General features: G+C 72.0%; 26 protein-coding genes and 2 pseudogenes. 13 read left to right on the forward strand and 15 right to left on the reverse strand.

The annotated features are described in order from the left end of the window. Positions 1-120: 120 nt before the first annotated feature. From KUM39_RS28245 to KUM39_RS18610, 3 genes and pseudogenes are all read right to left on the reverse strand, one after another. A pseudogene (locus KUM39_RS28245) lies at positions 121-484 on the reverse strand (cation transporter); the annotation flags it as partial. Between the two features lie 69 nt (positions 485-553). Continuing rightward, positions 554-877: pseudogene (locus KUM39_RS18605) on the reverse strand (ArsR/SmtB family transcription factor). A gap of 89 nt (positions 878-966) precedes the next feature. Then, positions 967-1,401 (reverse strand): VOC family protein, encoded by a 435-nt coding sequence (locus tag KUM39_RS18610; protein WP_217786825.1) that lies wholly within the window; start codon positions 1,399-1,401, stop codon positions 967-969. Between the two features lie 258 nt (positions 1,402-1,659). Here KUM39_RS18610 and KUM39_RS18615 point away from each other — a divergent pair, with 258 nt between their 5' ends. Beyond that, a complete protein-coding gene (locus KUM39_RS18615; protein ID WP_246620366.1) occupies positions 1,660-2,247 on the forward strand; it encodes an Imm21 family immunity protein in 588 nt (195 codons plus the stop codon). Positions 2,248-2,418: 171 nt separating this feature from the next. Here the strand turns inward: KUM39_RS18615 and KUM39_RS18620 are convergent, their stop codons facing one another. The 3 genes from KUM39_RS18620 to KUM39_RS18630 all read right to left on the reverse strand — a co-directional run bounded on the left by KUM39_RS18620 (position 2,419) and on the right by KUM39_RS18630 (position 4,457). Continuing rightward, on the reverse strand, positions 2,419-3,018 hold the full coding sequence (locus tag KUM39_RS18620; RefSeq protein ID WP_217786826.1) for an SMI1/KNR4 family protein: 600 nt from the start codon (positions 3,016-3,018) through the stop codon (positions 2,419-2,421). Between the two features lie 73 nt (positions 3,019-3,091). Further along, positions 3,092-3,655 (reverse strand): transposase, encoded by a 564-nt coding sequence (locus tag KUM39_RS28795; RefSeq protein ID WP_372455782.1) that lies wholly within the window; start codon positions 3,653-3,655, stop codon positions 3,092-3,094. A gap of 238 nt (positions 3,656-3,893) precedes the next feature. Beyond that, the gene (locus tag KUM39_RS18630; protein WP_217786827.1) at positions 3,894-4,457 is read right to left on the reverse strand and encodes a DinB family protein; all 564 of its coding nucleotides are present in this window, start codon (positions 4,455-4,457) and stop codon (positions 3,894-3,896) included. Positions 4,458-4,723: 266 nt separating this feature from the next. Here KUM39_RS18630 and KUM39_RS18635 point away from each other — a divergent pair, with 266 nt between their 5' ends. The 3 genes from KUM39_RS18635 (at position 4,724) to KUM39_RS18645 (ending at position 7,484) form a co-directional block, all read left to right on the forward strand. Continuing rightward, entirely contained in the window at positions 4,724-5,383 is a 660-nt protein-coding gene (locus tag KUM39_RS18635; RefSeq protein WP_217786863.1) for a PadR family transcriptional regulator, read from the forward strand. A gap of 403 nt (positions 5,384-5,786) precedes the next feature. After that, positions 5,787-6,398 carry a Clp protease N-terminal domain-containing protein gene (locus tag KUM39_RS18640; RefSeq protein WP_372455783.1) on the forward strand — a complete coding sequence of 204 codons (612 nt, stop codon included), beginning with the start codon at positions 5,787-5,789 and terminating at the stop codon, positions 6,396-6,398. 87 nt (positions 6,399-6,485) lie between these two features. Beyond that, complete coding sequence (locus tag KUM39_RS18645; RefSeq protein ID WP_217786829.1) at positions 6,486-7,484, forward strand: EamA family transporter; 999 nt, start codon at positions 6,486-6,488, stop codon at positions 7,482-7,484. 164 nt (positions 7,485-7,648) lie between these two features. Here KUM39_RS18645 and KUM39_RS18650 read toward each other — a convergent pair whose 3' ends face one another. After that, positions 7,649-8,347, reverse strand: a complete 699-nt coding sequence (locus tag KUM39_RS18650; protein WP_217786830.1) for a pyridoxamine 5'-phosphate oxidase family protein — start codon at positions 8,345-8,347, stop codon at positions 7,649-7,651. A 35-nt stretch (positions 8,348-8,382) separates the two neighbouring features. Here KUM39_RS18650 and KUM39_RS18655 point away from each other — a divergent pair, with 35 nt between their 5' ends. Together KUM39_RS18655 and KUM39_RS18660 are read left to right on the forward strand one after the other, a co-directional pair. Beyond that, positions 8,383-9,714 carry an aminotransferase class I/II-fold pyridoxal phosphate-dependent enzyme gene (locus tag KUM39_RS18655; protein ID WP_217786831.1) on the forward strand — a complete coding sequence of 444 codons (1,332 nt, stop codon included), beginning with the start codon at positions 8,383-8,385 and terminating at the stop codon, positions 9,712-9,714. A gap of 61 nt (positions 9,715-9,775) precedes the next feature. Continuing rightward, positions 9,776-10,678 (forward strand): LysR family transcriptional regulator, encoded by a 903-nt coding sequence (locus KUM39_RS18660; protein WP_217786832.1) that lies wholly within the window; start codon positions 9,776-9,778, stop codon positions 10,676-10,678. 19 nt (positions 10,679-10,697) lie between these two features. Here KUM39_RS18660 and KUM39_RS18665 read toward each other — a convergent pair whose 3' ends face one another. Both KUM39_RS18665 and KUM39_RS18670 read right to left on the reverse strand, forming a co-directional pair. Then, positions 10,698-11,168 (reverse strand): pyridoxamine 5'-phosphate oxidase family protein, encoded by a 471-nt coding sequence (locus KUM39_RS18665; RefSeq protein ID WP_217786833.1) that lies wholly within the window; start codon positions 11,166-11,168, stop codon positions 10,698-10,700. Between the two features lie 130 nt (positions 11,169-11,298). Continuing rightward, positions 11,299-11,730: a Rieske (2Fe-2S) protein gene (locus KUM39_RS18670; protein ID WP_217786834.1), complete on the reverse strand. Its 432-nt coding sequence runs from the start codon at positions 11,728-11,730 to the stop codon at positions 11,299-11,301. Between the two features lie 145 nt (positions 11,731-11,875). On the opposite strand from KUM39_RS18670, the gene KUM39_RS18675 reads away from it, so the two are divergent. From KUM39_RS18675 to KUM39_RS18700, 6 genes are all read left to right on the forward strand, one after another. Continuing rightward, the gene (locus KUM39_RS18675; RefSeq protein WP_217786835.1) at positions 11,876-12,676 is read left to right on the forward strand and encodes a HipA family kinase; all 801 of its coding nucleotides are present in this window, start codon (positions 11,876-11,878) and stop codon (positions 12,674-12,676) included. Next, a complete protein-coding gene (locus KUM39_RS18680; RefSeq protein ID WP_308288173.1) occupies positions 12,673-13,122 on the forward strand; it encodes a DUF3037 domain-containing protein in 450 nt (149 codons plus the stop codon). Before KUM39_RS18675 ends, KUM39_RS18680 begins: the two co-directional genes overlap by 4 nt. A gap of 149 nt (positions 13,123-13,271) precedes the next feature. Then, positions 13,272-14,033, forward strand: a complete 762-nt coding sequence (fabG, locus tag KUM39_RS18685; RefSeq protein ID WP_217786836.1) for a 3-oxoacyl-ACP reductase FabG — start codon at positions 13,272-13,274, stop codon at positions 14,031-14,033. Positions 14,034-14,105: 72 nt separating this feature from the next. Next, positions 14,106-14,867, forward strand: coding sequence for an SDR family oxidoreductase (locus KUM39_RS18690; RefSeq protein ID WP_217786837.1), 762 nt, complete (start codon positions 14,106-14,108; stop codon positions 14,865-14,867). Positions 14,868-15,056: 189 nt separating this feature from the next. Beyond that, a complete protein-coding gene (ung, locus tag KUM39_RS18695; RefSeq protein WP_217786838.1) occupies positions 15,057-15,740 on the forward strand; it encodes a uracil-DNA glycosylase in 684 nt (227 codons plus the stop codon). Positions 15,741-15,965: 225 nt separating this feature from the next. Beyond that, complete coding sequence (locus KUM39_RS18700) at positions 15,966-16,541, forward strand: hypothetical protein (RefSeq protein WP_217786839.1); 576 nt, start codon at positions 15,966-15,968, stop codon at positions 16,539-16,541. 21 nt (positions 16,542-16,562) lie between these two features. Here KUM39_RS18700 and KUM39_RS18705 read toward each other — a convergent pair whose 3' ends face one another. Further along, positions 16,563-17,051 carry a hypothetical protein gene (locus KUM39_RS18705; RefSeq protein ID WP_217786840.1) on the reverse strand — a complete coding sequence of 163 codons (489 nt, stop codon included), beginning with the start codon at positions 17,049-17,051 and terminating at the stop codon, positions 16,563-16,565. A 259-nt stretch (positions 17,052-17,310) separates the two neighbouring features. On the opposite strand from KUM39_RS18705, the gene KUM39_RS18710 reads away from it, so the two are divergent. Next, positions 17,311-18,222 (forward strand): Gfo/Idh/MocA family protein, encoded by a 912-nt coding sequence (locus KUM39_RS18710; RefSeq protein WP_217786841.1) that lies wholly within the window; start codon positions 17,311-17,313, stop codon positions 18,220-18,222. On the opposite strand, the gene lnt is transcribed toward KUM39_RS18710, so the two are convergent. The 5 genes from lnt to KUM39_RS18735 form a co-directional block, all read right to left on the reverse strand. Then, entirely contained in the window at positions 18,140-19,714 is a 1,575-nt protein-coding gene (gene lnt / locus KUM39_RS18715) for an apolipoprotein N-acyltransferase (RefSeq protein ID WP_217786842.1), read from the reverse strand. The two genes, KUM39_RS18710 and lnt, sit on opposite strands and share 83 nt — an antisense overlap. 117 nt (positions 19,715-19,831) lie before the next feature. Further along, positions 19,832-21,883: a restriction endonuclease gene (locus tag KUM39_RS18720; protein WP_217786843.1), complete on the reverse strand. Its 2,052-nt coding sequence runs from the start codon at positions 21,881-21,883 to the stop codon at positions 19,832-19,834. A 216-nt stretch (positions 21,884-22,099) separates the two neighbouring features. After that, entirely contained in the window at positions 22,100-22,279 is a 180-nt protein-coding gene (locus KUM39_RS18725; protein WP_217786844.1) for a hypothetical protein, read from the reverse strand. A 233-nt stretch (positions 22,280-22,512) separates the two neighbouring features. Continuing rightward, the gene (locus KUM39_RS18730; protein WP_217786845.1) at positions 22,513-23,388 is read right to left on the reverse strand and encodes an undecaprenyl-diphosphate phosphatase; all 876 of its coding nucleotides are present in this window, start codon (positions 23,386-23,388) and stop codon (positions 22,513-22,515) included. A 158-nt stretch (positions 23,389-23,546) separates the two neighbouring features. Continuing rightward, positions 23,547-24,341, reverse strand: a complete 795-nt coding sequence (locus KUM39_RS18735; RefSeq protein WP_217786846.1) for a TVP38/TMEM64 family protein — start codon at positions 24,339-24,341, stop codon at positions 23,547-23,549. Between the last annotated feature and the right edge of the window lie 44 nt (positions 24,342-24,385).

Below are 24,385 nucleotides of genomic sequence, written 5' to 3' on the forward strand. Positions count from 1 at the left end.
TGGTGGCGGGGCATGCGGATGGGGATGCGGACTTTGGTGTAGCCGTGGACTTGGTGAACGTGCTTGAGGGCGTAGGCGTGTCCGTCCCGTCTCGTCCGCGTCCGCGTCCGTTTCCAGGTGCGGGGATGCGCAACAGCCCTTGTCCTGCCAGGTGTTGAGTCCTTCCCTCACCGCGATGGCGGCGATGAACAGGGCGACGAACAGGGCGGCGAGGGGGTCGGCCCAGGTCCAGCCGAGGGTGAGGTTGAGGATCAGGCCGACGAGGAGGACGGCGGAGAGGTAGGTGCACAGCAGGGTCTGCCTGGAGTCCGCGACCGCCGAGGCGGAACGCGGCGAGGGCGAAGAACGAGTCGGCGATGACGCGCAGGGTGCGGTGTTCGCGGGCTTCCCGTACGGCGTGGTCGGCGGCGGAGGCGAGGGTGCTCACGGCGACGGCCGCCTCGACGACGTTGGAGGTGGTGGTCGCGGCGACCAGCAGGCGGATGCGGTGCGTGAGCGCGTCGCGGCGCGCCGGGGGCGGGCCGAACGGGACCGACTGGTATGGGCGTGGCCATCAGCAGCAGCCCTTCTCCTCTGCGTCCGGGCAGGTCCGGTGTCCGGTCTCTGGTCGGACTCCACCGCGACCACGGCCGTACGCAGGGCGTCCAGTGCCTGGCCGAGGCGGACGTCCGCCAGTTCGTGACGGGGTACGGCGGCCGTCGGGCACGGTGACGACCAGGCCGCAGCTCCGCAGACACGCCATGTGGTTCGACAGTCGGGTCCGAAAGACACCGAGCGCATCCGCGAGGTCAGACGGGTACGCGGGGGCCGCGCGCGGCACGAGCAGGGTGCGGCAGCGGATCGGGTCGGCGAGCGCGCGGCCGAAACGGGTCAGCATCTCGGTGTCGGGGGCGACGGTGAGTGTGGTTCGACGGCACACGTGATCCCGGATTCAGGAGAGCCTGACGTGTGAGAGGTCCCCGCCTGTCAGTCGAGGCAGAACTCGTTGCCCTCGATGTCCTGCATGACCATGCACGACTCGTTGTGGTCGTCGGCCACCAGTAGCCGGACGCGCGTCGCCCCGAGCGGCACGAGCCGCGCGCACTCGGCCTCCAGCGCCGCGAGCCGCTCCGCCCCTTTCAGCCCGGTGCCCACCCGTACGTCGAGATGCACCCGGTTCTTCACGGCCTTCCCCTCGGGAACTCGCTGGAAGAACAGCCTCGGCCCCACCCCCGACGGGTCACCGCACGCGAACCCCGCCCCCTGTTGCACCGGCGGCAACGCCCGGTCGTACTCCTCCCACGACCCGAACCCCTCCGGCGGCTCCGGCACCACATACCCCAGCACCTCGCACCAGAAGCGCGCCAGACGCTCGGGGTCGGCACAGTCGAAGGTGACTTGGAACTGCTTGATGGAGGTCATTGGATCACCGTACTGGGGTGGGGAGTTCGGGGAGGAAGGGTTTTCGGGAGGCCTGTGTGCGGGCGGGGATGTCATGGCTCCGACACCCGGAAGTGCCTGGGCGCGGGGCGACTTGGGGTCTTCGCCCGGTGCCGGTCGAACAGGGGGTTGGGGGGAGCGTGCGTTTCCGTGCCTCACCTTCCTGTGCCCCGGCTGACTGTCCTCGACGGGCCCGCCCAGCCGCTGTCCGGTGTCAATGGCAAGCTGCAGACTGCGCGCATGAATGATGCCCTTGAATCTGATCGCAGTGACCGTGCTGAGCTGGCTTGGGTCAGCTCGATGGGCGGCCCGTTGATCGTCGTTCCCGAGTCCTGCATCGGCGCATGGGGCGGGTGCACGGAGGAGGGAGCTGTACTGGGCGAGGACGGTGGCCGTGATGACTATGACCGGGCTTGCGAGGTAGACGGCTGGGCTGGCGTGATCGCTGTGCGCGCAGAGGCTGCCACTGCGCTTGTTCTGGCCGATGAACCTGCGATGACGTGCTTCCTGCCGGAGGGGTTGTTCTTCGTGCGATGGCTGGCTGCGGATTCGGAGGAAGAATTGCTCGCCATAGCGGAAGCAGCCGTTGCCGACCCGGACACTCAATGGGAGGACGGCGGCTTGTGGGTCACTGATGGCCCAGCGGTGCTGATGGACTCGGCCGTGGCTGGCGCCGATCTCGGAGTGGAGTATCCCGGTGGTGGCCAGCCGGAACAGGCTCCCGTGCAGCTTCCGGCAGGTCGGTGGAGGGTCCGCGCTGTCCATACGAAGAACGAGTTCGTGTGGGTCGGCGTGGTGCAGCTTGTTGCCGAGGATGGCTCGGTCTGAAGGCTGGCATCGCGCGCCACTCACCCTTCTATGGCACGTGCTGAGCGTTTGGTGTCGCAGGAGAGACGGTCGCGGTAGGCCCTCTGGCGACAACGGTGAGAGCAGGTTCGCCGCTGTGCCTGGTTAGAAGTGATCTCATTAGGTGGTTGCCGTGACCGGAGCGGCGGCCTCTCACATGCCGCGGTCTGGGCCGTACCAAGGTTCGGTGCGTTCGTCAGCGGACATCGGAAGGCGCTCCAACTTCACGGGGCCGGGGTAAAAAGCTGCGCTGTTGGGCCCGCTCATGTCCTCGCCGATGAGATAGCGGTAGAGCCATTCTGCGAAGCTCATGCGGTGCTCTGCCCAGGTTTCGTCGTAGCTTACCAGGAGCCTCGGGGCCTCAGGGGCAGCGATCAGGAAGATGATCTCGCCTCGGTCGGTGCTCGCGATCGGCCACAGACCGTTGCGAGTGCCAAAGCTCAGGTCGTCGAGTCCGAAGAGCTGGCGGGGGTCCTCGTCCGGGTCGAGATGGAGGTCGCCCCACGGCACCTCGGACCATGCCTTGATCGTGCTGCGGATGTTTTGGCCGAGGTTCCACCGTTCGGTCGCGGGGTGGGAGAGATACAGGTGTCCGTTGATCTGGATGGGGGCGAACGCGTCCACGAGGGCCCTGTAGTCGGGTGGAAGTTCTATGCCGAGCTCTGTGTGGAGACGGTCCCAGGCGGCTGGGTCCGCGTAGCGGTTCTGGGCCGGGCCCAGCATCTCCAACACGGCAGCCAGGTAGTCAGTCATGAGTTCCTCGACGGTGTGTCCGCGGCGCGGTCCACCGCCTTGGGCCGCACCTTCTGGAGCCGTACTCTACGGATCACGTCGGGGTGATGACCTTCGCAAATCTGCGGTAGCAGATCAGAGCGGCGGCGATGCCGGCGAAGGCGAGGAAGTGTCCTGCCTTGCGTTCGTACCGCCGGTGCAGACGGCGGCACCCGGCAAGCCAGGCGACCGTCCGCTCCACGGTCCACCGATGACGGCCCAGGCGCTGGGAGGATTCGATGCCCCTGCGCGCGATGCGCGGGGTGATGTTTCGTGAGCGCAGCCACCGGCGCAGGTGATCGTAGTCGTACCCCTTGTCGCCATCGCGATGGGGGCGGCGACGACAGTTCTGCTCCTTCAGCCAGGGAGGTAACTGGGTGAGGCGGTGGTGTGCTTCGCCAGCTGACGACAAGGTTGGGAGCACGTTCGGCGTTTCGAAGAGGGCCTTCCGGGCGGTAGGGGACGCTCGCAGATGGGACGCAGGGGTGGTTCGGTCTCCTCGGCCTGGTCGGATCGTTCTGGGCGACGTCGCTGTCGTTCGAGGTAGGCGTCCCGGCGGCACCGCGATGAGCACAGGTGGCGGCGCCCTCCGGGCCGAATCGGCATGATCTCGCCGCACTCCAGGCAGTGCCGGGTCTCCAGCGTGATCCGCAGGAAGTCCGGATCGCGGCCCGTGACGGCCGCCAGCCGTGACCAGTTCGGGATGCCTCGATGATCCGGCGGTTCGCAGAGAAACATCCGCAGATAGCCGGGGATCAGGTGGTTGGCATGGGCGAGGCGGGCGATGAGCGACGGACTCCTTGGAGCGTCACGGACCCCACGTAAGTTTCCGAAGCTCGATCGCCGGTTGCCGAAGGTCATATTCGGCGCGGTACGGCCCCGTCCTGCCAGCGGTAGAGGTCGCGCAGCAGGGAGATCTCGGCGCCATGATGGATCAGCTCCCTGTTGACGTGCAGGACCCTGTTCTCCATGAGAAATCGCTCGGGACCCTCAGTGGGCGAATTGTCCAGCTCGGCGTCCGAGAGTTCGCGGACCCCCGCGTTCCATCTCCTGTACATCTCATCGAGCTGTTTCAGCGACTCGTCAGCGGTCCCCGCGTAGGCGAATGTCTGGGAGTCGATGTCCTGGCCGCCGAAGTACCATCCGACCCGATAGCCCAGGCACGAGACGATGATGTGCGCCAGCCGCCAGGCAATCGTGGTCACCGGCGCTGGCACTGGGGCAGGGTACGTGGAGTCCATCGTCCATTCCCCCGAACCTTCCAACATCGGTGCGGCCGACGGGCCACATGGGCGGATGCTCCAGCAGCCGCGCACCGGCTCCCAGAAGTACTCCTCGTCAGTAAGACCGTCCAGCCGTGGCCGCAGGTTCTTGCGCCAGTGCCAGTCCAACTGCTCCGCGAGCCGCTCGCCTCTTGTCATTGCCGCACATTACAGACCCGTCGAGCAGAGTGATCGTCGCCGTCCGCGGTCATCCTCTGCTGTCACGAATCCCACGGGCAGTCGTCTCCAACTGGCACAGAACTCAGTTGATCGGCCTTCGCCGGCAATTGATCAACATCCACTGGCACAGGTCAAAGCCCGACGGAGGGGGCTTGTCGGTGGGGTTGTTTCCGATATATCGTTGCTGTGTCGCGTAACGAACGCGATGCACTGCGACAGATCGACGATGGGATGGAGTGATCGTGATGCACGGCCACGGTTTTGAGCACGGACATGGACATGGGCATGGGCGGCCGCAGGGTGGGCCCGCGCCGTTCGGGCGGGGTGGGTTCGGGGGGTTTGACGGGCGGCGGGCCGCTTTCGGGCCGTTCGGGCCCGGGCCGGGTGGGCCCGGTGGATTCGGTGGTGGACCGGGGTGGGGGCCCGGACCCTGGGGGCCGCGCGGGCGTGGCGGGCCGAGGGGGCGGGCGCGGCGCGGTGACGTACGGGCCTCGATCCTCGCGCTCCTCAAGGACCGCCCCATGCACGGCTACGAGATGATCCAGGAGATCGCCGAACGCAGCGGCGGAGCGTGGAAGCCCAGCCCCGGTTCGGTGTACCCCACCCTCCAACTCCTGGAGGACGAGGGTCTGATCGTCAGCGAGAGCGAGGGCGGCAAGAAGCTGTTCGCGCTCACCGAGTCGGGCCGCAGCGCCGCCGAAGAGGGAGCCGACGCCCCCTGGGAGGAAGCCTCGCGCGGTGTGGACTGGGAGGCACTGGGCGAGATCCGGCAGGCCGGATTCGGGCTGATGCAGGCGTTCGGCCAGGTCTGGAACACCGGTACCAAGGAGCAGCGGGAGAAGGCGCTCACAGTCATCAACGACGCCCGCAAGAAGCTCTACCTCATCCTCGCCGACGAGGACTGACATCCCCAGGAGCAGCTCTCGGACGAGGCCGGTCGATGATGTGGATGGTCCCCGGCGGATGGCTCGACGCGCGCCGTCTGGCGGGGATCGCCGGGTCGCGGGTCACGCCGCCGCCGGTCGGCGGCAGCGTGACCGTGCCGACGCGGGGGCGGGGACGGGTACGACCGCCGGGCGAGTCGGCCGCCGGTGAGGTTCCGGGGAGAGGTGATCGGGCCGCGTTCGACGCCTCCGCCCCGGCTGAGATCGGGCCGCCTGCGACGCCTCCGCCCCGGCTGCCGTGAATCCGGCCGAATCTCCTCCGTAGGGATGACAACCCCTCCCGCCGCCTCCACTCAGCGTGGGAGGGCGGGATGGTTCCCGTCGGGGATGACCGGGGGAGCGCGGGTCTGGTGAGGTGGGGGGCGTGCAACACCGCAGAGTTGGCCGTCCGTCCGTCTCCGATCGGGACGGGGCCCGCGCACCCGATGATGGCGACGCCGGGCCGAGTCCCGCGCTGGCGGCGGTGGTCGCGGGTGCCCGGCGCCGGGCCGTGCGGGACGGTGACCGGCAGATCGACACCGCTCACCTGCTGCACTCCCTCCTGGAAGCGGATCCCGAGTGCCGCGCCGCCGTGGGCGGCACCGCGCAACTCGCGCGTGTTCTCGGCTACTTGGTGCAGCGCAGCATCGGTTACGGCCTGCGCTGGCAGGGCAGTGTCGAGGACTCCGGCGCGCTGCCCCTCGTACCCCGGACCGCAGGAGACGGTGACCACCTGCCGTGGGACGCGGGCGCCTGGTCGCCCGTCGCCGCCGACGCGATGCGGGAGGCCGTACGGCGGGCCCGGTGCCGTGGGGTCCGGTACGCGTCCGGCACCGATCTCCTCGGCGCGCTCGTCGCGGACCCGCGTGCGCGGGCCGTCGAGGTGCTGGACCACGCGGGGGTGTCCGTCGAGGTGCCGGCCGCCGGGGAAGGCCGGGCGGAGCCGATGTCCGGGTCCCGGCCGGAACAGCTTCCCGGCGGGCGCGCCTTTCTCTGAGCGCCGCCGGAACCCCGTGCCCGTCCATCCCGTGAGACAGGTGCCAACGGGGGTGACGGTCCTGACGTCCTTTGTCATCATGAGCCGGTGGACACCTCCGAGAACACGCGTGGGCCCCGCACCAGAGGCGTAGGACTCGGGCTGGCGCTCGTGTCGGCGTTGGCGTTCGGCGGGTCCGGGGTGGCGGCGAAGCCGCTGATCGAAGCGGGGCTCGGCCCGCTGCACGTGGTGTGGCTGCGGGTGGCCGGGGCTGCGCTGGTCATGCTGCCGGTCGCGGTACGGCACCGGGCGCTGGTGCGGCGGCGGCCCGCACTGCTCGCCGGGTTCGGACTGCTCGCCGTCGCCGGTGTGCAGGCCTGCTACTTCGCCGCGATCTCCCGCGTGCCGGTCGGTGTGGCCCTGCTCATCGAGTATCTGGCGCCCGCGCTGGTACTGGGCTGGGTGCGGTTCGTGCAGCGTCGGCCGGTCTCGCGCGCCGCCGCGCTCGGTGTCGCCCTCGCGGCAGGCGGGCTCGCCTGCGTGGTCGAGGTCTGGTCGGGGCTCGGCTTCGATCCGCTCGGCCTGCTGCTCGCCCTCGGCGCGGCCTGCTGCCAAGTCGGCTACTTCGTTCTGTCGGACCACGGCGGCGACGCGGGCGACGGGGCGCCCGACCCGCTCGGCGTCATCGCGTACGGCCTGCTCATCGGCGCCCTCGTCCTGACCGCCGTCGCCCGGCCCTGGACCATGCGCTGGTCCGTGCTGGCGGGCCCGGCCGACCTGGACGGCACGGCCGTACCCGCGTACGCGCTGCTCGCCTGGATCGTTCTCGTCGCCACGGTCGCCGCCTACATCACCGGCGTCGTCTCCGTTCGGCGGCTGTCTCCGCAGGTCGCGGGCGTCGTCGCCTGCCTGGAGGCGGTCATCGCCACCGTCCTCGCGTGGGTGCTGCTCGGCGAGCATCTGTCGCTGCCGCAGATCCTGGGCGGCGGTGTCGTCCTGCTCGGCGCCTTCATCGCCCAGTCGGCCACACCCGCCCGAGGCTCGGCGGACCCCGTCGCCTCCGGCGGCCCGGAACGCGAGCTGTCGGCGCGGGGAACGGCCGCGTGAGGGCGGTCGCGGCGTGGTCCCGGCACGCGAGTGGTCCGGGCGCCGCGCCGGGTGTCCGGCGCGGCCGGTCCGGGGCGTGGCTCTACGATGCCCGCCGCGCCCGCCCGCAGCGGGTAGCCGGTTGTCATATGGATGTGCGTACGCACCCGTCGTACGCACGCCGGTCAGGGTGCGGCCAAATACTCCGGTACGTCGATCCCGGCCGCCAGATCCGCGTTCGGCACCGGTGCCTCGTACCCCGTGCGCAGCGGAACGACGCCCGCCCAGTGCGGCAGGGACAGGTCCTCGGGCTCGTCGTTGGCGCCGCCGGTGCGCAGTTTGGCGGAGACCTGGTCGAGGTCGAGGCGGATGACGGCGGTGGCGGCGAGTTCCTTCTTGTTGGCGGGCCGGGAGTCGGCGGCGCGACCGGGGACGACATGGTTGACCAGCGCGTCCAGGGCGAGCCGTCGTTCCTCGGGGTCGGTGACCTCGTACGCGGTGCCGTGCACCACCACGGAGCGGTAGTTGATGGAGTGGTGGAACGCGGAGCGGGCGAGGACCAGTCCGTCCACGTGGGTCACCGTCAGGCACACCGCGAGACCGGGGTCCGCCTCTCCGGTCATCCGCAGCGGGCGTGAACCGGTGGACCCGTGCACATAGAGCCGCTCCCCGACCCGGCCGTACAGCGTCGGCAGCACCACCGGCGCGCCGTCCCGGACGAAGCCGAGATGGCAGACGTACCCCTCGTCGAGGATCGCGTGCACCGTCGCGCGGTCGTACGAGGCCCGGTTCGCGGAACGCGTGGGCACGGTGCGGTCGGTCGGTGTGTACGCGGCGGACTGGGCCGGTATCCCGTGGGTGCCCTCGGCGGTGGTCCCCTGCATGCCGTCCTCCGTTGCACTAGTGCATAATGATGTTTGTGCTAGGAGAGTATCCGATCCAGGGTCGCGGCGCAGCCGAGATCGCGGCCAGCGTCGAACGCGCGGTGGGTGCCGGTGCGCTGGAACCCGGTCAACCACTGCCGCCCATGCGGGAGTTGGCGACCACGCTCGGCGTCAACCCCAACACCGTCGCCGCCGCCTACCGCACCCTGCGCGAGCGCGGGGTGATCGAGACCGCCGGGCGCCGGGGCAGCAGGGTCCGGCCCAGACCGGCCACCACGGGCCGCGAAGTGCTGCGGTCGGACGTACCGGACGGGGTGCGTGACGTGTCCGGCGGCAGCCCGGACCCGGCGCTGCTGCCCCGTCTCGCGGACGCGTTCGCACAGGCCGCCGCCTGGAGCGACCGCGAGCCCGTCCTGTACGGACACGCCCCCGTGGAACCGGAGTTGGCCCGGCTCGCCCGCGCCGCCCTGGACGCCGACGGGGTACCCGACGGACCGGTGATGGTGGCGTCCGGCTCCCTCGACGCCATCGAGCGCGTCCTCACCGCCCACCTGCGGCCCGGTGACACGGTCGCGGTGGAGGACCCCGGCTGGGGCAGCCTGCTGGACCTGATCCCCGCGCTCGGGCTGCGCCCGGTGCCGGTCGGACTGGACGAGGAGGGCCCCCTTCCGGACGCCGTGCGTGCCGCGCTCCGGGGAGGCGCCCGCGCGCTGATCGTCACCGACCGGGCGCAGAACCCCACCGGGGCCGTGATCACCGCCGCGCGGGCGCGGGCGTTGCGCGCGGTGCTCCGCGAGCACCCCGAGACCCTGCTCGTCGAGGACGACCACGGCCACGGCATCGTGGACGCGCCCCTCCACCCCCTCGCCGGAACCACCCGCGCCTGGGCCTTCGTCCGCTCCGTCGCCAAGGCGTGGGGACCCGATCTGCGGCTCGCCGTCCTCACCGGCGACACCCGCACCGCGGACCTGGTACGCGGACGACAGCGCCTCGGCCCCGGCTGGGTCAGCCTGCTCCTCCAGCGCGCGGTGACCGTGCTGTGGCGCGACGGCGCGGTGGACGCGCGGGCGGTGGCGCGCGCCTACGGCGTCCGCCGCGACACCCTGATCGGCGCACTCGCCACACACGGAGTGCCCGCGTACGGCCGCAGCGGGCTCAACGTCTGGATTCCGGTCCCCGACGAGACCGGAGCCGTCGCCCGTCTCCTCCACGCCGGGTGGGCCGTCGCCCCCGGCGCCCGCTTCCGCCTCACCTCCCCACCGGGCATCCGCGTCACCGTCTCGACGCTGGGGCCCGCCGAGGCGGCCCGGCTGGCGGCGGAGATCGCGCGGGCGGCGGGGCCCGGCCCCTCGCGGAGTTACGCGTAGGGGGCGGTGGGCGAGTCCGGTGCGGCTGAGGTGGGGTGACCCCGCCTCTACGATCGCCCCCATGCTGAACCTGGAGCGCCTCCGCACCCTCGACGCCCTCGCCCGGCACGGTTCCGTCAGCGGGGCCGCCGGGGCGTTGCACGTGACGACCTCGGCGGTGTCGCAGCAACTCGGCAAGCTGGAGCGGGAGGTGGGGCAGCGGTTGCTGGCCAAGCACGGGCGGGGAGTGCGGCTGACGGATGCCGGGCGGTTGCTGGCGGAGCACGCGGAACGGATTCTCTCCCAGGTGCAGCTCGCGCAGTCCGACCTGGAGGCGCATCGGGGTCAGGTCGTGGGGGAGCTGCGTCTCTCCGCCTTCCCCACGGCCGCACGGGGCCTGTTCCCCCTCGCGCTCGCCACACTGCGCGCCCGGCATCCGGGGCTGCGGGTCCGCTCCGGGGAGCTGGAACCCGTACCCGGAGTCGCCGCCGTCGTACGCGGTGACGTGGACCTGGCCGTCGTGCTGGACTGGTACAACAAACCGGTGCCCGTCCCCGAGGAGTTGGTGAAGGCGCCGTTGCTGGACGACCCCGCCGATGTGGCGCTGCCCGTCGGGCACCGGCTCGCGGAACGCGCCGAGGTGGACCTCGCGGAACTGGCCGGGGAGGAGTGGATCACCTGGGGCGAGGGCGAGTTCTGTCACGAGTGGCTGGTGTTCACGCTGCGGTCCAAGGGGATCGAGCCGAACATCGCGCACCGCGCCGGTGAGACGCACTCCCAACTCGGCCTCGTACGCGCCGGGTTCGGTGTGTGCATCGCGCCCGCGCTCGGGCGGAACCCGGTGCCGCCCGGAGTCGTCACCGTGCCGCTCACCCAGCGGGTGCGCCGGCATGTGTTCGCCGTGTGGCGGGCGGACGCCGACCGCCGCCCGTCGATCCGGGCGGCGGTCGATGCGCTGCGTACGGCGGCCGGTCAACTCGGTTGACACGGCGAATGGTTGGCCGCTACACCGGGCCCAGTTTCCGGAAGTCCCAGGACACGATCTTCTCCGGGGTGAGTCGTACCCAGGCGTGCCGTCCGTCGTGGGGGAGTTCCTCCAGGCCGAAGTTCTTGCGGGCGAACAGGGTTTCCGCCGTGTCGAGTTCGGCGCGCAGTTCACCGACGCGCGGGATCTCGCCCACGAACTCCACCCGCCCGGACAGCTCGACGCCCCGCAACTGGTCGTACTCCTCGCCGGAGTCCACGATCACGGCGACCCGCTGATCGTGCCGGAGCTGCGCCCAACGGCGGCTGCGCACCACTGAGTACAGCCACAGCGAGCCGCCGTCCCAGGCGAACCAGAGCGCGCTGACGTGCGGGGTGCCGTCCGCCCCGACGGTCGCCACCCGGCAGGTGCGCTGGGTGCTCAGGAAATCGTCCAGCTCGCCGGGGCTCATCATGATCCTCCGGCCCCGGCGCTGCTCGGCGACGGTCATACGGCCCCCCTTCCGTCCCAGTACCGACGTACCGCGTACCGACCTACCGCGTACCCGCACAACGACTCACCGGGGCAGGCCGGTTCCCGTTCCCACCGGCCTGCCCGCCCCGCCCTGTTCCGCGCCCCGCTCAGGCGAGCTTGATCTCGTCGCCGGACACCGCGATCTTCGCCTCCGGCAGCGGTTCCGTCGCCGGGCCGCTCTTCACGCTGCCGTCGTCCACGGAGAAGTGACTCTCGTGACAGGGGCAGACGATCACGCCGTCCTTGATGCCGCTCACCGCGCAGCCGCGGTGGGTGCACTTCGAGGAGAACGCCTTGTACGTCCCGGCGGACGGCTGGGTCACCACCACGCCCGCGTCCTTGAAGATCCTGCCGCCGCCCTCGGGGATGTCGGCCGTCTTCCCCAGGACGGTGCCGGGCGTGGCCTTGCCGTCGTCGTCGGAGGAGTCCTCGCCGGAGCCGCAGGCACTCAGCGAGGCCGCGATGCCCACCGCTCCGGCCGCCGCCATGACCGTACGGCGGCCCGGTCCCCTGCCCGAGGTGGACGATGTGCTGGTCATATGGGATTCCCTTCCCGGAGCCGTCAGTCGGGCCGGTCCGGCACGCCGCCGCGCGGGCGGTGGGCCGGTCCTCTCCGGAGTACGGCCGCGGGCCGCCGATGGTTCACACGGCGGCGGCCGTTCGTCGCCCCAGTACCCTGGGGCGATGCTCAAGGAAGTCACCGCGACCCGCTACATCACGCCCCTGCGGGAGGGCGGTTCGCTGCCGGGGCTCGTCGAGGCCGACGATCTCGGCACGTACGTGCTGAAGTTCACCGGCGCCGGACAGGGCCGCAAGACGCTCGTCGCGGAGGTCGTCTGCGGGGAACTCGCGCGGCGTCTCGGACTCCGGATGCCCCGCCTGGTCACCGTAGAGCTGGATGCCGTGCTGGGCCTCGGCGAGCCCGACCAGCAGGTGCAGGAACTCCTCCGGTCCAGCGGCGGCACCAACCTCGGCATGGACTTCCTCTCCGGCGCCCTCGGCTACGATCCGCTCGCCTTCCCGGTGACCCCCGAGGAAGCGGGGCGGATCGTGTGGTTCGACGCGCTGGTCAACAACGTGGACCGCTCCTGGCGCAACCCCAACCTCCTGGTCCACCGCGGCGAACTCTGGCTCATCGACCACGGCGCCACCATGATCTGGCACCACAACTGGCCCTCCGTGGACGCCTCGGCGAACCGCCGTTACGACGCCTCCGACCACGCCCTCGCCCGGTTCGTGCCGGACATCGCCGCTGCCGCCGCCGACCTCGCCCCGCGCGTCACCGAGGAACTGCTCACCGAGGTCACCGCCGAGATCCCGGACGTCTGGCTGGCCGGTGAACCCGGCTTCGGCACCCCGGACGACCTCCGCCGCGCCTACGCGCGTCCCCTGCTCGCCCGCGCCGCCGCCGTCCACGAGCGCATCGACGGCATTCCGGCCCCGGCCCGTACCACCGGCACCACCGGCCCCCAGGAGAGCAAGTGAGCGAGCGCCACATCCACATGGCCGGTCATGTGGTCGAACGGCACATCACGCGGGCCGGACAGGGCGGCGGACGGGACGTGTTCGAGTACGCCCTGCTGCGCGTCGTACCCCGTGTCGAGCGCGGCGAGTGCGTGAACGCCGGAGTGGTCCTGTACTGCCGTGCGCGGGGCTGGGTCGGGGCCCGGACCCATCTGGACGAGGCGCGGCTGCTGGCGCTGGACCCGGCCGCGGACGTGGCCGGGGTGCGGGCCGCGCTCGACGCCGTCGAGCGGGTGTGCGCGGGCGGCGAGGACGCCGGACCCGCGGCGCAGGACGACGCGGGGCGCCGCTTCCGCTGGCTGATCGCGCCGCGCTCCGCCGTCGTGCAGCCGGGCCCCGTGCACACCGGTCTGACCACCGATCCGGTGGCCGAGACCGAGCGGTTGCTGGAGCTCCTGGTGAGGTAATGGATCACACCGCGCCGGTGTCCCGTTGACACCGGGTGCCAGGGCTTCTAGCGTCACGGGTGCGCACTGCGTACTAAGCGGTCGCTCATCGCACGGCAGGGTTCCCCGCCAGGGCCCGCCGGGTTCCCTCAAGGGCGAGGAGAAGCAGCATGTCCACCACTGAACAGCGGGTCGCGGTCGTCACCGGCGCGGCGCGCGGCATCGGGGCCGCCACCGCCGTACGGCTGGCCGCCGAGGGGCACGCGGTCGCCGTCATCGACCTGGACGAGGCCGCCTGCAAGGACACCGTCGAGCGGATCACCTCGGCCGGTGGCCGGGCCGTCGCGGTCGGCGCCGACGTCTCCGACGAGGCCCAGGTCCAGGCGGCCGTCGCCCGGATCGTCGAGGAGCTGGGCGCGCCGACCATCCTCGTCAACAACGCGGGCGTGCTGCGCGACAACCTGCTGTTCAAGATGAGCGTCACGGACTGGGACACCGTGCTCGGCGTCCACCTGCGCGGCTCGTTCCTGATGACCAAGGCCGTGCAGAAGCACATGGTGGACGCGGGCTTCGGCCGGGTCGTCAACCTGTCGTCGTCCTCCGCGCTCGGCAACCGGGGCCAGGCCAACTACTCGGCCGCCAAGGCCGGTCTCCAGGGCTTCACCAAGACCCTCGCCCTCGAGCTGGGCAAGTTCGGCATCACCGCCAACGCCGTCGCCCCCGGCTTCATCGCCACCGAGATGACCAAGGCCACCGCCGACCGCGTCGGCATGGGCTTCGACGACTACAAGGCCGCCGCCGCCACCCAGATCCCGGTGCAGCGCGTCGGCGAGCCCGAGGACATCGCCAACGCCATCGCCTTCTTCACCGGCGAGGCCGCCGGCTTCGTCTCCGGCCAGGTGCTGTACGTCGCCGGTGGACCGCTCGACTAGCTGGACCGGCGGCACGCCGACGGACACGGGCCACGGGACACGGGCCACCTGGACACTTACGGAGACACGGACATGACTGAACTCCCCGAGCCTTCCGGCCGGGCCGCGATCGTCACCGGCGCCAGCCGGGGCATCGGCTACGGCATCGCCGAGGCGCTGGTCGCGCGCGGCGACCGGGTCGTCATCACCGGCCGCAACGAGGACGCGCTGAAGGAGGCCGTGGAGAAGCTCGGCGCCGAGCGGGTCGTCGGCGTGGCGGGCAAGGCGCACGACCTCGACCACCAGAGCGAGATCGTCGAGCGCGCCATGACGGCCTTCGGCCGGGTGGACTTCCTCGTCAACAACGCGGGCACCAACCCCGCCTTCGGTCCGATCGCGGACCTGGACCTGGACGTGGCCCGCAAGGTCTTCGAGACCAACGTGATCTCCGCGCTCGGTCTCGCCCAGAAGACCTGGCACGCCTGGCAGAAGGAGAACGGCGGCGCGATCGTCAACATCGCGTCCATCGCCGGGCTCGCGCCGTCCCCGTTCATCGGGGCCTACGGCATCAGCAAGGCCGCCATGATCAACCTGACCGAGCAGCTCGCGCACGAGTTCGCGCCGAGGGTACGGGTCAACGCGATCGCCCCGGCGGTCGTGAAGACCAAGTTCGCCCAGGCGCTCTACGAGGGCCGCGAGGAGGAGGCTGCCGCCGCCTACCCGCTCGCCCGGCTCGGGGTGCCGTCGGACATCGGCGGGGCCGCCGCCTTCCTCACCTCCGAGCAGTCGGCCTGGGTGACCGGGCAGACGCTCGTCGTGGACGGCGGGCTGTTCCTCAACGCGGGCGTCGGCTGAGTCGGCCCGACCCGCGCCGGGTGCCGTAGCCGTGGGCGCCGTTCCGATCCGGAGCGGCGCCCACGGGCGTCTGCGGGAACACCTGATCCGGGTGCGGAGGCACCCCGTCCCGGCCTCCGCACCGCGTTGTCAGTGGTCGCGTGTAGCTTCGTGAGCAGTGAAGTGACCGCACATCGTGAGGACGTTGACGTGACCGACATCGCCATGCTGCCCGAGTCCTGGCGCGAGGTGCTGGGCGACGAGCTGGAGCAGCCCTATTTCAAGGAGCTGACCGAGTTCGTCGAGGAGGAGCGGGCGAACGGCCCCGTCTATCCGCCGCGCGAGGAGGTATTCGCCGCCCTCGCCGCCACCCCGTACGACAAGGTGAAGGTCCTCGTCCTCGGCCAGGACCCGTACCACGGCGAGGGACAGGGCCACGGCCTCTGCTTCTCGGTCCGCCCCGGTGTGAAGACCCCGCCCTCGCTGCGGAACATCTACAAGGAGCGCGAGGCGGAGCTGGGCCTGCCCGTGCCGGACAACGGCTATCTCATGCCGTGGGCCGAGCAGGGCGTACTGCTGCTCAACGCGGTGCTCACCGTCCGCGCCGGTGAGGCCAACTCGCACAAGGGCAAGGGCTGGGAGAAGTTCACCGACGCCGTCATCCGCGCCGTCGCCTCCCGCCCCGACCCGGCCGTCTTCGTCCTCTGGGGCAACTACGCGCAGAAGAAGCTCCCGCTGATCGACGAGACCCGGCACATCGTCGTCAAGGGCGCCCACCCGTCGCCGCTGTCCGCGAAGAAGTTCTTCGGATCGCGGCCGTTCACGCAGATCGACGAGGGGATCGCGGCGCAGGGGCACGAGGCGATCGACTGGACCATTCCGAATCTGGGATGAGCTGGGGGTTGATGGGCGGCCGACGAGGGGCTGATGGGCGGCCGACGCGGGGCGCCGCCCCCGACCCTGCCGTACGGGCCCCGTACGAGCAGGCTCCCGTGTCGTACGGGGCCGCCTGCCCCGGTTTGCCGCCGCCTGCGGCTAGCGTCGGTGCGGACGGACCCCGGCTCGGCGGGGGCCGGTACGGACGACCGGCGGCACGGCCGTCGAGGCCCGGAGGATCTGGTGGCGGAGCGACAGGAGCAGACGGCACCGGACGCGCTGCTGACGCGGATCGGGCAGGTCGTCATGCTGCACCACGGCGGCGACCGCGAGGAGGCCAGGATCCGTCTGCTCGACCTCTGGACCGAGATGGGCGCGGCCGGGGACCCGCTCCACCGCTGCACCCTCGCCCACTACCTGGCCGACACCCAGGACGACCCCACCGACGAACTCGCCTGGGACCTGCGCGCGCTGTCCGCCGCACAGGAACTGACCGACGACCACGACGGCGACGCCCCGCCCGGCGCCCGCGCCTTCTTCCCCTCCCTCCACCTCAACCTGGCCGCCGACTACGCCAAGCTGGGCCGCGCGGCGGACGCCCGCAGCCATCTCCGCCGGGCCCGGCTGGCCGCCGGTGCGCTCTCCGACGACGGGTACGGGGTGGGCGTGCGGGCGGCCATCAGCAGACTGGAGACCAGCCTCGGCGGGGAGAGCGGGCCGGGCGGCGACGGCAGGCCGGGGGGCGAAGGGCGGCCGGGAGGCGGGGGCAGGCCGGGCGGTGAGGGCTGGGGTCCGCCGCGTCAGCGGCCCACCCCCTGATCCGCGCACCGGCCCCGCGCCTCAACCCCCGTACGTCCGGCGGCAGATGACCGACTCCGGGCTGTCCTTGCGCCAGCCCCCGTACTTCCTGCCGAGCGCGCACACGTCGGTCGCGGAGCGCGGCACCGAGCGCACGGCGTCGGGCGGGCCGACCGGCTTCCGCCGGGGCCGAGCGGAGTGGCGCCGGGCGGGCGGAGCGGCGGGCGGCGCCTGTACGGGGCGCCGGTGGCGCGGTGCCGTGGGTGGCGCGGGAGCGTGGCGCACGGGACGGGACTTCCGGGCGCCGGTCGCCGGGTGCGGGGACGGCCCGGTCGTCTCCAGCGCCTCGCGCGCCGGGGCCTGCACGGCCTTCGGTACGGCACTGCCGTCCGGCCGGGGCGCCGACGCGCGGTTCTCCACGCCGGTCCGCGTGGGGGAGGGGGCGGGTGCCGGGTCGGGTACCGTCACGCATCCCGACAGGACCGAGACGGCCAGGGCGAGCAGCAGCACGGCGGTGGTGGTTCGATGCACGCGGGCAACTCTGCTGGCCGACCGGGGCGTTGATCCCGTACAACGGCGGCGGATGCGCCCGCACGGGTGACTCCCTACCCCGTACGGGTGGCTCGGCGTGCCCGAGTTGACGTCGGCCCCGCTGTCACCGGCCCGGGCCCGCGCGCTCTCCCCGTAGGCTTCCGGAGAGTGCGGGACGGCACGACACGGCACGGCACGGCACGGGACGGGTGACGGCGTGTCACCGGAACCGCAGGCGAGGACGGACGAGGGAGCGCGCGTGAAGGTCGGCTGCATCGGGCTGGGAGACATCGCGCGGAAGGCGTATCTGCCGGTGCTGGGCACACAGCCCGGCATCGACCTCCACCTCCAGATCCGCACCCCCGCCACCCTGGACCGGGTCGCGGACGCCCTGCACCTGCCGGACGACCGGCGGCACGCCACCCTGGACTCGCTGCTCGACGCCGGACTCGACGCGGCCTTCGTGCACGCCCCGACCGACGTCCACCCCGAGATCGTCACCCGCCTCCTCGACGCGGGCGTCCCCACCTACGTGGACAAGCCGCTCGCCTACGAACTCGCGGACTCCGCACGCCTGGTGGAGCGTGCCGAACGCGACGGCATCCCGCTCTTCGTGGGCTTCAACCGCCGCTACGCGCCCGCCTACGCCCAGTGCCTCGACCACCCGCGCGAGCTGATCCTGCTCCAGAAGAACCGGGTCGGCCTGCCCGAGGAACCGCGCGCGATGATCCTGGACGACTTCATCCACGTCGTGGACACCCTGCGGTTCCTGGTGCCGGGCCAGGTGGACGACGTGACCGTCCGCGCCCGTACCCGAGGCGGGCTGCTGCACCACGTGGTGCTCCAGCTCTCCGGGGAGGGGTTCACCGCGCTCGGGGTGATGAACCGGCTCAGCGGGTCGGCCGAGGAGATCCTGGAGATCTCCGGGCAGGACACCAAACGGCAGGTGCTCAACCTCTCCGAGGTCGTCGATCACAAGGGCCAGCCGAGTGTGCGCAGGCGCGGCGACTGGGTGCCGGTGCCCCGGCAGCGCGGCATCGAACAGGCCGCCCTCGCCTTCCTGGACGCCGTCCGCGCGGGCCGCCCGGTCAGCGCCCTGGACGCGCTGGCGACCCACGAACTGTGCGAGCGGGTGGTACGAGCGGTTCAGGACCCGACCGGCGCGGCCTGACCGCCCGCAGCGCCTCCGCCGCCCCGAGCGCGGCCAGCACCAGCAGCGCGCCGTGCACCGGCCAGTCCCCGAAGCGGACGTACGGCGTGACCCCGCGCGCCACCGGTACGTCGTACACGCGGGCGGTGCTCGCGTCCGTACCGAGCCACGGACCGAGGGGCTGTCCGGACGGGCCGTAGACGGCGGACACGCCGGTCAGGGTGGCGTGCACCATCGGGCGGCCGGTCTCGGCGGCCCGCAGCGCGGCCAGCGAGGCGTGCTGCTCCGGTGCCCAGCTCCGCTGGAACGACGAGGTGGAGGACTGGCCGAGCAGTACGTCGGCGCCGTCCGCCGCGAGGTGCCGGCTCATGTCCGGGAACGCCGTCTCGAAGCAGATCAGCGGGCCGATCCGCAGCCCGTGCCCGGCGTTCATCACCACCTGCGCGTCCCCGCGCCGCCGGTCCTCCCCGGCGGCCTTGCCGACCGAGGTGGCCCAGCCGAGCAGCGAACGGGCCGGTATGTACTCACCGAACGGGACGAGGCGCATCTTGTCGTACCGGTCGCCGGTCGGACCGTCCGGGCCGACGAGCACCGAACTCTTGTAGATGCCGGGCCGGTCCGAGCGGCGCGCGTCCACGTTGACCAGGATGTCCGCGCCGGTCGCGCGGGACAGCGCGGCGAGCCGCCGGGCCAGATCGGGACGGGCCGCCAGGTCGGCGCCGACGCTGGACTCGCCCCAGACGACCAGATCGACGTCCTGGCCGACGAGCCGTCGGGTCAGCTCCTCCTCACGCGCGAACCGCCGCTCGCCGCTGTCCCGGCCGTCCACCATGCCCGGCTGCACCACGGCGATCCGGACCCGCCCGTCCACGTCCGGGCGCGGCGCCCACACCCAGGCCGCCGAGGTCGCGGCGGCCGTGGCGACCAGCGAGGCGACGGCCGGGACCCGGGCACCGCGCACCGCGACCAGCACGGCCACGGCCACGTTCACCGCGACCACCAGGAAGCTCAGCAGCCACACCCCGCCCACCGAGGCCAGCCGCAGCGCCGGGCCCACCTGCCACTGGCTGGAGCCGAGCATGCCCCACGGCCCGCCGAGCCCCTGCCACGACCGCACCAGCTCCACCATCAGCCAGGCCGACGGCAGCACCAGCACGGCCACCGCGCATCGGCCCGGCGACGGCACCCCGCCCAGCAGGCGGCGCACCAGCCAGGCCCACGGCGCCCACAGCAGGCCCAGCAGCGCGGCGAGCAGGAAGATGAAGACGTGCAGGCTCGGCAGCAGCCAGTGGTGCACGGCCACCATGAACCCCAGGCCACCGCACCAGCCGTCCAGCGCGGCCCGCCGCCCGCTCGGCGCCGACCGGATCAGCAGCACCCACGGGACCAGCGCGACATACGCGAACCACCACCACGCGGGTGCCGGGAAGGCGAGCGCCGGGAGCGCCCCCGCCACCACGGCCACCCCGCCCCGCCGCCAGCCGGACCCCGCCCACCACTCCGTCCACCGCATACGAGCCTCCCTACCCAGCTCTGGCTCCAGTGTGCGTGGGGGAGCGGGAGTGCGACAGGCGGGGCGGGTACGGCGGCGGGCGGCGGTGACCGGACCCCGGCCCGGAGGGACGGCCGGTCAGTCCACCTCGATCCCGAAGTCCCGGACCAGTTCCTCCAGGCCGCCGGTGTACCCCCGGCCGCCGAGGACGAAGTCCCAGTCGTCCCCCGCGCGGCGGCGGAAGGAACCGAGGACGAGGGCGGTCTCGCCGGGGCGGCCGTCGGAGACGGCGAGTTCGCCGAGTTCGGTCAGCGCGGGGTCGAGGAGGCGGATGCGGGCGTCGGTGAAGCCGGAGAGGTCGGCGTCCGCGTTGACCTCGGGATCGACGGCGGCCACCAGGACGAACCGGTCGGCCTCGGGCGGGAGTCCGTCGAACGCGACGCACACGGCCGCCTTGTCGGGCGCGGTCGGTGTCAGGGTGCGGACCGAACCGTCCGGGGTGCTCGGGTTGTTGTAGAAGACGAAGTGCTCGTCCCCCAGCACCTTGTTGCCCCGGCAGACCAGCGCGCAGACGTCCAGCGCCACGGAGCCCGTCCAGGCCATGCCGAGGATGTTGTAGTCCTCGGGCAGCCGCAGGTCGGGGACCGTGGGCGTGGGCTGGACCGTCCGGCTCGGGGTGCCGTCGCCGAGCCGCCCGCGCAGCCCGTGCCGGTGCAGCAGATCGACCAGTTCGGGCCCGGAGATCAGCTCCAGCGGCTTGCCGTTGGCGAAGGTGTGCGAACCGGGCCCGAACCGGGACGTGGTCACCAGCACGCCCTTGTTGGCACCCCGGTCCTGCACAGTGCCGAACAGATCGCGCACGGCGGACGGCGGCACGGTGTTCCGGTACCGCTTGACCTGGACGACGATCTTGCCGCCCCGGATCGGTGTCGGGTCGAGCGCGTCCACGTCCACCCCGCCGTCCCCGGAGCGCCGGGTGGTGACCGCCTCCATCCCCATCGCCCGGAACAGCTCGGCCACCAGGTCCTCGAACGCGAGCGGGTCCATCCCGAGCAGGTCCGGCTCGGTGTCCCCGCCGTGCGCGACCACCCGGTTGCCGACCTCCTCCGGGCGGCGGCCGGGCCGTACGGCGGTGAGCTGGTCGGGGCGGCCGGAGAGCTGTCCGTGCAGCGCGTCGGTGAGACAACTGGCCGCGTCCACCTGGGCGAGCCGCAGCTCCCGGAACGTCGTGCGGTCCGCCCGCACGGTCGCCAGACACATCCGCTCCGGACGGCCCGTGGTCGGATCGTGGCCGTCCACCAGCCCGTTGAGCACCACCGACTCCAGCACCCCGGACTCGTCGGCCGCGTACAGCTCGTGCAGGACCAGCAGCACGCACTGTGCGAGGAGGTCGCGGTAGAGGGCGCGGCGCTGTGTGACGGGGCGGGCGACCTCCTTGTCCTGGTCCAGGTTGTACATGTACCGCACCGACTTGGCCTCCGGTACGGCGTCGTAGCCGGGGAGTTCCCAGTCCAGGACGAGTTGGGACGCCGCCGTGTCGTAGGCCGCCGCGACCCGGCGGGGGAAGTCCTCCGGCCAGGCCGTCGAGGCGTAGAGCGCGGCGGTGAAGAACTGGACGACGGTCTCGGGGTCGCGGCGCCGGACGCCGTCGGTCAACTCCCGTACCCCGGCGTTGTACTGACGGGTCTCCGCGAGCCGGGCGTCCGCCCACCGCTGGTACTCCCGCTGGTAGGCGGCGAGTTGCCGCTGACGCTGGTTCTCCGCCTCCTGGGCGGCGTACCAGTCGTGCTCGAAGCGGGCGCGGGCCTCGGCCTGCGCCTGGCCGGTGTGCCAGCCGCCGGTGGCCTGGTAGTGCGCGGGGTCGGGCAGGGTCAGCGGCACGGCGAGGGCGCCCGGCGCGAACGGTTCGACGGTTTCGGGGCGCAGCAGGGAGGCCGTCCGGAACGCCGGTGCCTCGCAGCCCGAGGCGAGCAGCGACTGCAACACCGCGACCCGCGCGTCCAGTTCCTCGGTACGGCGCCGGGCCTCCGCCGCGCGGAACTCCCGGTGTCCCTGGGTGGCCCGCATCTGGTAGGCCTGCGTCTGCTGATCGGCCTCCCACCGCCGTCTGGACTCGGCCACCGTCTGCCGCTGCTGCTGCCGCTGCATCTCGGCCCAGACACCGACCATGTCACCAGAACGACGACTCATCTGTTGCAAGCCCTCCCCAGGAGCTCCGGCCGCCACCGGCACAGGTGCCGACGCAACCAGGTGTAAAGGGAAAACTCTATCCAGGGATGGACGTCCCGCCTATCCGTGGGAGGGGGGCGGGTGCGGGGCAGCGCGGCCGCGGGGCGCGGGAGTCGCCGTGCCCGGTGGGCCGGGTCGGTCGCGGGGTTCGGGCCGCCGGGGTTCGGGTGCCGGGGGTCAGGCGGCCTCGATGACCTGATCGCGTACGGCCGCGGCCCATTCGACCACCAGGAGTTCGTACTCCTCGCGTTCCTGGGCCGAGAGGATTCCGCCCGCGCGCAGCCAGAGCGCGCGGATCTGCTCGTTCACCTCGGCGGCGGGCCGGGTGGTGCCGAGGGGTGTGGAATCGGTGGACATGCGGACAACCCTAGGGGCAGACACTGACAGTGCGCTACCAGGCCGCTACACAAACCGTAGGGGCTTGGTCACCGCCCCGCTGCAACGCTCCGGGGAACACCCCAGGCCGGGAGGCATATGCCTGATCGGGCTGACGGAAGGGACATGTCAGAGGTGACCGAGAAATTGTCTCAAACGGTCAACATCGGTACGAGAGTGGTCAACGGCCGCTCCGTATCGACCTGTTTCCGGGGTCAGCCCGCCGACTCGGCCGCGTGCGGGCTCAGTACGCCCGCGCTGACCAGGGCGATGATGACGATGCCGAGGAGGACGCGGTAGTAGACGAAGGGCATGAAGCTCTTGTTGGAGATCCACTTCATGAACCACGCGATGACCGCGTATCCGGAGGCGAAGGCGATCACCGTGGCGAACAGGGTGGGGCCCCAGTCCACATGACCGTCGCTCAGGGAGTCCTTCACCTCGAACAGGCCGGACGCCAGCACGGCGGGGATGGCCAGCAGGAACGAGTAACGGGCCGCCGACTCGCGCCGGTAGCCCATGAAGAGGCCGCCGCTGATCGTCGCGCCCGAGCGGGAGACGCCGGGAATCAGCGCGCACGCCTGGCAGAGACCGAAGATCAGACCGTCCTTGACGCTCAGGTCCTCCAGCGACTTGCGCTGCTTGGGCGCGCGGTGCCGCCCGCCGGACTCGTCGCGGGCCGCGAGCCGGTCCGCGATGCCGATGACCACACCGACCACGATCAGCATGGTCGCGGTGACCCGCAGATCCCGGAACGGCCCCTCGATCTGGTCCTTCAGCGTCAGTCCGAGGACGCCGATCGGGATCGACCCCACGATCACCAGCCACCCCATCTGGGCGTCGTGGTCCCGCCGCAGCTCCTTGTTGAACAAGGAACGGAACCAGGCCGAGACGATCCGCCCGATGTCCTTGCGGAAGTAGATCAGCACCGCCGCCTCCGTGCCGATCTGCGTGATCGCCGTGAAGGCCGCGCCGGGATCGTTCCAGCTGGCGAAGGCGGCCGTCAGCCGCAGATGCGCGCTGGAGGAGACGGGCAGGAACTCGGTCAGCCCCTGGACGAGTCCGAGGACGAGGGATTCAAACCAAGACATGAAAGCAGGGCGTCCAAGCGCTGAGGGGGAACGTGGCGAGGGGGAAAGTGGTGATCATGTGACGAGGGCAGCGTAGCGCCCCCCGATCACGGACCGGCCACAGGGGCCGCCCGCTCACCGCCCGCTCCCGGGCCCCTGCCCGGCCGTTCCCCGCCCCCTCAATTCCCTTGGAAGTGGTGCCGTTTGCGCCACGCCACCACCGTGCCGACCAGCGCGGGGACGGCGATGGCGGACATGGCGATCAGGAAGGCGGGCGACGTCGGCGCCGACGCACGCGCCCCCGCCACCGCGTACGCGGCCGTGTTCGGGATCGAGCCCAGCGCCGTGGCCAGCAGATACGGCAGCCAGCGCATCCGGGACACGGCCGCGCAGTAGTTCGCCGCCCAGAACGGCACCCCCGGAAACAGCCGCGCCGCGAGCATCGAGCGGAACCCGTGTCGGCTCAGCTGCCCGTCGGCCGCCTTCAGCCAGCGCCCGCGCAGCAGCGGCCGCAGCGCGTCCTGGCCCAGCATCCGGCCCAGACCGAACGCCAGTCCGGCGCCCAGCACGGTCCCGGCCAGCGCGGTCGTCAGACCCAGCACCGAGCCGAACAGGGCGCCCGCCGCGAGGTTCAGCAGCGGACGCGGTACGAACGCCACCGTGCACAGGCCGTACGCGGCGGCGAACACCAGGGCCGCCGCCGCGCCGCCGAGCTGTGGCGGCCAGCCGTGGGTGAGCAGCCGCTGCGGATCGAAGACCAGCACGGCGGCGCCCGCACCCGCGAGGAGCGCGAACAGCAGGGAGAGCCGGGTGTACGGCGACATCAGTGCCCGCAGGCAACGGCCGCCCGGGCCGCGGCGGTACGACGGCGGAACGGCGAGAGCGGTGGAGGCGGTGGCAGCGGTCAGCTCCGCGGCTGTGGCCGTGGGGACGGCCGTGGCGGTGCCTCCGGAACGGTCGGTGGCATCGAGCATCCAGCGACACTAACCGACGGACTCCTGTGATCGCCGTATGGTTC

The sequence above is a fragment of the Streptomyces corallincola genome (genome assembly GCF_019104725.1).
Classification (GTDB): domain Bacteria; phylum Actinomycetota; class Actinomycetes; order Streptomycetales; family Streptomycetaceae; genus Streptomyces; species Streptomyces corallincola.